Below are 7,746 nucleotides of genomic sequence, written 5' to 3'. Positions count from 1 at the left end.
TAATGATTTAGAAAATGCAGATGAACATTTATTCTCCCTTTATAGGCTATATTTAGATAAAGAAGATGCTGCCAGTGCCGAAAAGGTCAAAGCAGAACTCATCGCAAAATACCCTAATTCAAAGTATGCGCTTTATGCACTAAATCCAAATGCTAAGTCTCAGGAAGAAAAATCTGATTTGGCTGTAGCAAAATTATATAAAGAAGCCTATACCAAATATCAAAAGACCTTCTACTCAGAGGCATTAGATATGTGTAATTCAATAGTCGAAACCTACCCAGACCATAAATTGACTCCTAAGGTGAAATTACTTAAGGCCTTTATTTACTCTTATATATATAACGCAGAGGATTATGTCAAAGCATTGCAAGACATTATCTCTCAACACAAAAACACGGAGGAAGCTAAAGTGGCAAAGGAGTATCTAGACTTACATTTAAATTTAAAATCAACCAAAGCGGCAGTAGACAGAGAATTTGTAGATGTCAAGAAAGAAGTGAGCGTAGCTGAATCCTTAGAAACCAAACCGTCAGAAACTTCCTTGTTAGGAACTATTGAAAAGTCTAAAGAAAGTATAACTCTTGAGTCTAAGCCATTAGCCGAGGAATCTAAAAAAGAGGAAACTCCACTACAGAAAGAAACCTCACCTGTACAGAAAGATGCCACTCCTAGAAAAGAAGGCACAACAATAGCTTCGGACAATCAGAAAAAGACAGAAGATGGCTTACAGATAGTCAACTATGCTTATAAACCTACTGCGAGACATGCCATAATATTCAAACTATCTTCGGATCTAAAGGAAACTACTGCAAAAAATATGCTCGATGTATACCATAGAACCAATTTCAAGGGTTTAGGATATAAAACAGAGGTATTCGAAATAGATAATCATCGCTTCCTCAGTATTGGAGGTTATAAAACAGTGCAGGATGCGATCGAATTTTATGCTAAAATGGAATCAGATGTTCTAATAAAAAAACTTGTGATCGGTTCAGAGAAGTACTACATATCCTCTGAAAACCTTGATATCCTCTATATATCTTCAGGTTGGGATCAATATGTGTCTTTCTACGAAAAAAATTATCGCTAATCAAAACTGGAAAATTGTATATTTGCACCTCCAAAAAACTGACTTGGTAGCTCAGCTGGATAGAGCAACTGCCTTCTAAGCAGTAGGTCATTGGTTCGAATCCAATCCAGGTCACATTAATCAGAATTAGCCCTCACAGCAATGTGAGGGTTTTTTTATTTTCATTAAAATTTAGGACTTATAGCCACATTAAACTATTCATTCTATTTTCCTATCCTAGTTTAAATTTTAATAGTAACTTTGGATTTAAGTTAAAAATAGCATTAAACTGATATATGATATATAAATTGCAAGATGTCCATTCTGTTGCGAATAACTATTTGAACGAATTGCGTGATGAGAAGATACAAAAGGATCGCATGCGTTTTCGTACCAATATTGAACGTATAGCAAGTATTCTGGCCTATGAAGCTAGTAAGTCATTGCATTATGGTTCATTAAGTGTGCAAACACCTCTCGGTCAGAAAGAATCTCATTCGATAAGTGATAATATAGTCATAGCTAGTGTACTGAGAGCTGGTCTACCTATGCACTATGCGGTCTTGAATGTCTTTGATACGGCAGATAATTGTTTCGTTAGTGCCTATAGAAAACATCATAAGTCGGGTGAGTTTGAGATTCGATTAGAATATGTCGCAAGTCCCAATCTTGATGGAAAAACGCTAATACTTTGTGATCCTATGATTGCTTCTGGATCTAGTATTTTAGCCACTTTAGATCAGTTAAATCGTTATGGCAAGCCTTCGAGGATAATTATATTAGGTATAATAGGCAGTGTACAAGGAGTAGAAACAGTTTCCAAAAAACACCCATATATTGATATTTTTATAGGAGATATAGATGATGAACTCACTGCTAAAAGCTATATTGTTCCTGGGCTAGGTGATGCCGGAGATCTTTGCTTTGGCGATAAAATGGAAAGTTAAATATTTATTTGAGATGAAAAAAAGAGTTCTTGTTACATTGTTTTTTTGTTGGTTTTTTCTCTTAGGTTTTTCTCAAACCAAACAAGAGGTTCTCGTCAATGAAGCGATAGGTCTATATGGGTTAGGTAGAATTGATGAAGCTTTCAAATCGCTTGATGATTGTATTGCTAAGTACCCTAGTTTCGACCAAGCAATATACATTAGAGCAAATTGGAGCGTCATAGCAAAGAAATATGAAGATGCCTTGCCTTTACTTGAAAAGTTGGAGTCAGTCAATCCGAAATTTAATCCACAACAGAAAAAACTTATAGCTGAGACTTATTTCTACATGAAAAACTATGACAAGGCAGAGGAATATATTCAAGAATTTCTTAGAACTCCGAATTTGAGTGCACAAGGGCAAATGTATGGTCAACGTATGATTAAGAACTTAGCGTTTGTTCGAACTCAAACTAGTGAAGTTAAAAAAGTAGTTTATTACAATTTAGGACCAGAGGTGAACTCTACCTATAGTGAATACTTTCCTTCAACCAATGGTGATGAGTCTGCGATTTATTTTACTCGCAGAGATAAGCAAGGAGAAGATATTTGGCTAAGTTATGCTCAGGGAAATAAATGGTCAACGGCTTATAAAATAGATGAACCAGAATTAGAAAATGAAACACGATATGTCTCTATAAATACCTTTGATAATGATGGCGCACATACTATTACTGCTGGAGGTCGTCAACTCTTATTTACTTCCTGTCAGCGACCAGGTGGTCTAGGATCCTGTGATCTGTATATAGCCTATAGAAAAGGAGAGGAGTGGGGCAAGCCAAAGCTGCTGCCGACTGTCAATACCCGTGGCTGGGAATCGCAGCCTTGTATGTCTGCTGACGGCAAAAAACTTTATTTTGTAAGTAGTAGAGAGGGAGGCGTTGGCGAAAGCGATATCTATATGAGTGAATTGACTAGTGAGGGATTCTCAACTCCTATCAATCTAGGACCGAAAGTAAATTCCATAGGAGCAGAGGATAGACCATTTATTCATCCAGATGGACAAACCTTATATTTTTCATCTGATGCACATCCCGGATATGGAGGTAAGGATTTGTTTATGTCCAGATTTGAGAACGGAGAATGGCAGACTCCTGTGAATCTGGGACCAAGTATCAATTCTATAGGAGATGAGATTTCTATATTTATCAATACCTTGGGCAATAAAGCCTATATAGCTAAAGAAAACAATGAAAATAATCGTTCAGATTTTGATATTTATTCGTTCGAACTGCCTAAAGAATATCGCCCTAAAACCGTTACGTATATTAAAGGCATTATCTCCAATGCCAAGACTGGTCAGCCATTAAAAGCTTCGGTTAAATTGACAGATATAGCTGAGAGCAAACAAATATCTACTATGAATAGTGATGAAAAATCAGGGGATTTTTTACTAACGGTAGTAGCGGATAAAGAATATGGATTCCATGTGCTCAAGGAAGGATATGCTATTTATTCCCAAAATTATTCTTTTAGTGAAGGAGGTAGTAGGTTAGAGCCCCAAGTTTTAGAAATAAAAATGATGCCTCTCGAAGCAGGCACTAAATTCGAATTGCGCAATGTATTTTTCGAAACTGCCAAATTTGACCTCAAAACTACCTCATATCCTGAGTTAAATTATATTGTAGATATATTGAAAACAAATCCCAGTTTGAATATTTTAATTGCTGGACATACAGATAATATAGGCAATACGGCAAATAATCAAACATTATCAGAAAATAGAGCAAAGGCAGTAATGAACTATTTAATAGAAAAAGGTATACCAGCGGAAAGACTGAGTGCCAAGGGCTATGGTGCATCCAAGCCTATTCAGTCTAATGAAACAGAAGAAGGAAGGGCAAAGAACAGACGTACTGAAATTGAGATTCTTTAAAATAAGTTAATTGTGTTTAGATTTTTTAAACCACCTATGTCATAGTTATATCTTAGTTTTGCATTCACAATTAAAAAAAAAGAAAAATGAAAAAAATATTATTACTTGCAATGGTGTCTTTTGTAGGTCTAGGCTTATCAGCACAAAAACCTGCTAAAGGCAAAAAAGCTGCAGCAGCAGCAGAGGCGAAAACAGTAACCGTAGCACCTATTTCAAACGATCCAGCTATCTTTTTAGAAAAAGAAACTGTAGACTATGGTGTGATAGAGAAAGGAGCAGATGGTACTAGAACTTTTAAAGTAACTAATAGGGGCGCTCAACCCTTGTTATTGACAAACTGTAGTGGGTCTTGTGGTTGTACAGTACCTACCTGTCCTCGTGAGCCTATCCTACCAGGTAAGAGTGCAGAGATCCAGGTAAAATACGATACCAATAGACCTGGTCCGATCAATAAACAAGTAAACATAGCTAGCAACGATCCTCAAAATCCAAATAAAGTGGTATTCATTAGAGGTGAAGTAAAGGATACACCTGCAGCAAATTAATCGATGTAAAGAATTATAGTAAAAAGCCATCCTTGTTGGGTGGCTTTTTTGTTTTGACAAGAGGGCTTGTCCTCGAGCCCCAACAAAAAAATTGAATCACTTTGCCTTATAAAAAACTATTTTATTTTCTCAGCCTACATAAATGGACCTTTATTGTAGGTACAGTATTTGTAATTTTAGCAAATCTAGCCAGCTCTTATACGAATAAGCTAGTTGAAAAAATTATAAACACCCTCGTAAAGGTTATCGACTCAACTGATACGATAAATATTCAGAAAGAAATTTTGTTGTTTTTATCTTACTATATAGCATTGACTTTGCTTTCTGCACTTTTTACATTCCTTATGCGGCAGACCATCATAGTAGCGAGCAGGAAAATTGAACAAAAATTGAAAGATGATTTATATGCGCAAATTCAGCGTTTGGCTATAGGCCATTTTAAAAACTATCCTATTGGAGACTATATGAGTCGCATGGCTGAAGATGTAGGTAAAATTCGTGAACTCTTTGGACCAGCTGTTATGTATTTGGTCAATATGATTACTACCCTCAGTGTTTCTATTTTTTTTATGATAGAAATCAATGCAGAACTTACCCTATTTGCTCTATTACCACTTCCATTTCTCTCTGTGTTTATTTATTTTTTTAATATTTACTCCCTTCAGTTTAATAAAAAACTGCAAGAGGAAATGTCTGCCATGACTTCTATCGCCCAGGAAAGTTACAATGGTATCCGTATTATCAAATCGTTTACTTTAGAAAATAAGGTATTTCAGTCGTTTTCACTAATTAGCGATTCCTTCAAAATTCAATCTCTTAAAATCGTAAAGTTGGATTCTTTTTTTATGCCTATAGTATCGTTGCTGATGGGAGCCAGCATTCTCCTGAGCATATATAAAGGTGGCATGTTGGTGATAGACAATCACATACAAATCGGAGGACTCACTTCATTTATCATGTTTGTCAATAGACTTTTATGGCCTGTGATGAGCATAGGCTGGGTCGCTAGTTTATTCCAAAAAGGAAAATCGGCTCTCATTCGCTATGAGGAAATTATGGCCTTGCCTATAGAAAATATTCAACCTATAGAATTTTCAAACGCCAAAAGGCTAAAAGGAGATATTGAATTTAGAGGTGTTTCTTTTACTTATCCCGATACAGGTATTCAAGCACTGCATAATGTTAGCTTCCACATAAAACCAGGCGAACGCTGGCTTATCATAGGAAAGACAGGAAGTGGCAAATCTACCTTAGCAGAACTATTGATAAAATTTTACCAGAATTATCAAGGTTCGATACTTCTAGATGGACAATCTCTAGAAAGTTACTCGAATAAGTATGTTCGAGAGCAAATTTCTTATATACCACAAGAAGTCTTTTTATTTTCCGATACAGTTAGCAACAATATAGCCTTCAATACAGATAAAATGGATGAAGCAGCAATATTAATTTCTGCTCAAGATGCACAGATTCATAATGAAATTCTTCAATTTAAGGAAGGATATCATACCATGGTAGGGGAACGTGGAATAACGCTTTCGGGTGGTCAAAAACAGCGAATCTCAATAGCAAGAGCCTTGATAAAACCAAGTCCTATTTATCTATTTGATGACTGCCTGAGTGCGCTCGATGTCACAACCGAGCGACAACTCATAGAGGCGATGAATCAGCGTGATAACCAAAGTACTATCATCCTTATCACTCATCGTATTTTTAATCAACTCAATTTCCACAAAGTCCTTGTACTGCATGATGGTAGTGTAGTAGAAATAGGTAGTCACGACGAGCTTTTATCTAAAAAGGGATACTATTATGAGATTTATAAAAAGCAGGAAATGAAGAGTATAGACTTAGTTTAGTTAGAAATATTCGAATATAACATTATTTTTTCTAGTCTAAAACATTTGTAATCTAGATAAGTTTTTACGGATAAGTCCTTGATTTTTTTGTATATTTGTGCATTGAACAATTCTTTTTTGCATTTTTCTAAGAGTGCATGAGACCTTAATTTTTAAGAATATGAGAAAATTTTTAACAATTTCTTTTTTGCTTGGATTTAGTCAGTATGTTTTTTGTCAATTGCCTACTGGTTACCCTGTATCTTCAGCCACAAATAATGATGATGAGTGTATCCACGAAGTCCAGTTAGCCACCCTTACCAATAATTCTAGTTGCATTGGGGCTTCAGCTGCAGCTTGGCCTGCTTCAAATGGCTTGCCAGCTTCTAATCCAAACATGTATGCGAATTACACCTCCGCTGCGTGGTCTCCACCAGTATTAACACCTTCAGCCACGTTTGCACTAGATCTAAAGGTAGGTTATGAGGCTACCAATGCTTGGGATTTTTCGCATGGTATATCTGTATTTATTGATTATAATCGTAATGGAACATTTGACTTACCGGGTGAAAAAGTAGCTGGAACTACTACTCAAGTTACGGCACCTATTGGGTGTAATTTTGCTAATAGAAATTACTCCTTTACAGTGCCTACTACTATTTCTGTTGGACAAACTTTGATGCGTGTAGTAGTCATTGAGAGTAATGCAACCCCTGGACCTTCTGGCACATATGGTTGGGGTGAAACAGAGGATTACTTAGTTTTTCTTGGTAAGAAAAAATGGGACTATTCCATGGCATCTATGACAGCCCCTGATAGTATATCTTTTTGTGCTCAGGAACCTGTGACTATCAAGGCCAAGGTAAATAATGTAGAGAACCAACCAATACCTGGAGGCAGGGTAGATTTGTATATAAAAAGCGCTAGTGCTGGTGGGACAACCAATCTTTTTACCAATAAATCTTTTACACAAACAGTAGCCAATGGAGCGAGCATAGAGGTAGAATTTCCACCTATTATGTTCCCTAAAGATGAATTATTAGAGTTTAAATACATCATTACGCATCCCCTCGATTCCAATAAGAGCAACGATACCTTGGTGAAGTATGTACAAGTGTATAAGAATCCAGTTTATAAATTAAAGTCAGATACGGTCTGTGCTGATTCATTCAGTACAGTTATGATTTATGATAAGCCTTTGCCATTATTTCACAAATGGACCAATGAGTCTATTGTAGATACGACGACCTATGTCTTGCCTTCTTCTGGCAAAGTAGGTATTCAGGTAACGCGCGGCTGGAAATGTACTGTTATCGATTCCGTACCCGTGATAGTAAAACCATTACCTAGGTTAACAATGGCAAGAGACACGGTATTGTGTAATGGTCAGTCCGTAACCTTAGCTGTATCTATGGACTTGCCAGGCTTTGTT

At 36.3% G+C, this 7,746-nt stretch carries 6 protein-coding genes and 1 tRNA gene; all 7 read left to right on the top strand.

Annotation, left to right across the window (positions count from 1 at the left end; genetic code table 11):
• Positions 1-1,090: hypothetical protein (locus tag JNL75_09335; GenBank protein MBL7790013.1), on the top strand; the 1,090-nt coding region annotated here is incomplete at its 5' end.
• Positions 1,091-1,130: 40 nt separating this feature from the next.
• Positions 1,131-1,204: transfer RNA gene (locus tag JNL75_09330), tRNA-Arg, on the top strand.
• 161 nt (positions 1,205-1,365) lie between these two features.
• The gene (upp, locus tag JNL75_09325) at positions 1,366-2,016 is read left to right on the top strand and encodes a uracil phosphoribosyltransferase (protein ID MBL7790012.1); all 651 of its coding nucleotides are present in this window, start codon (positions 1,366-1,368) and stop codon (positions 2,014-2,016) included.
• Between the two features lie 13 nt (positions 2,017-2,029).
• Complete coding sequence (locus JNL75_09320) at positions 2,030-3,931, top strand: OmpA family protein (protein ID MBL7790011.1); 1,902 nt, start codon at positions 2,030-2,032, stop codon at positions 3,929-3,931.
• An 86-nt stretch (positions 3,932-4,017) separates the two neighbouring features.
• On the top strand, positions 4,018-4,476 hold the full coding sequence (locus JNL75_09315) for a DUF1573 domain-containing protein (GenBank protein MBL7790010.1): 459 nt from the start codon (positions 4,018-4,020) through the stop codon (positions 4,474-4,476).
• A gap of 101 nt (positions 4,477-4,577) precedes the next feature.
• Positions 4,578-6,335, top strand: a complete 1,758-nt coding sequence (locus JNL75_09310) for an ABC transporter ATP-binding protein (GenBank protein MBL7790009.1) — start codon at positions 4,578-4,580, stop codon at positions 6,333-6,335.
• Between the two features lie 160 nt (positions 6,336-6,495).
• Positions 6,496-7,746 (top strand): hypothetical protein (locus JNL75_09305; GenBank protein ID MBL7790008.1); only part of this gene is annotated, 1,251 nt, incomplete at its 3' end.

It is taken from the genome of Chitinophagales bacterium (assembly GCA_016787225.1).
GTDB lineage: Bacteria > Bacteroidota > Bacteroidia > Chitinophagales > JADJOU01 > CHPMRC01.
Note: the sequence above shows the minus strand (reverse complement) of the source record. Positions and strands in the feature narration are given on the sequence as shown.

Coding starts and splice junctions, on each gene's coding strand:
- upp (MBL7790012.1), top strand. CDS start 1,366: ATGATATATAAATTGCAAGATGTCCATTCTGTTGCGAATAACTATTTG.
- JNL75_09320 (MBL7790011.1), top strand. CDS start 2,030: ATGAAAAAAAGAGTTCTTGTTACATTGTTTTTTTGTTGGTTTTTTCTC.
- JNL75_09315 (MBL7790010.1), top strand. CDS start 4,018: ATGAAAAAAATATTATTACTTGCAATGGTGTCTTTTGTAGGTCTAGGC.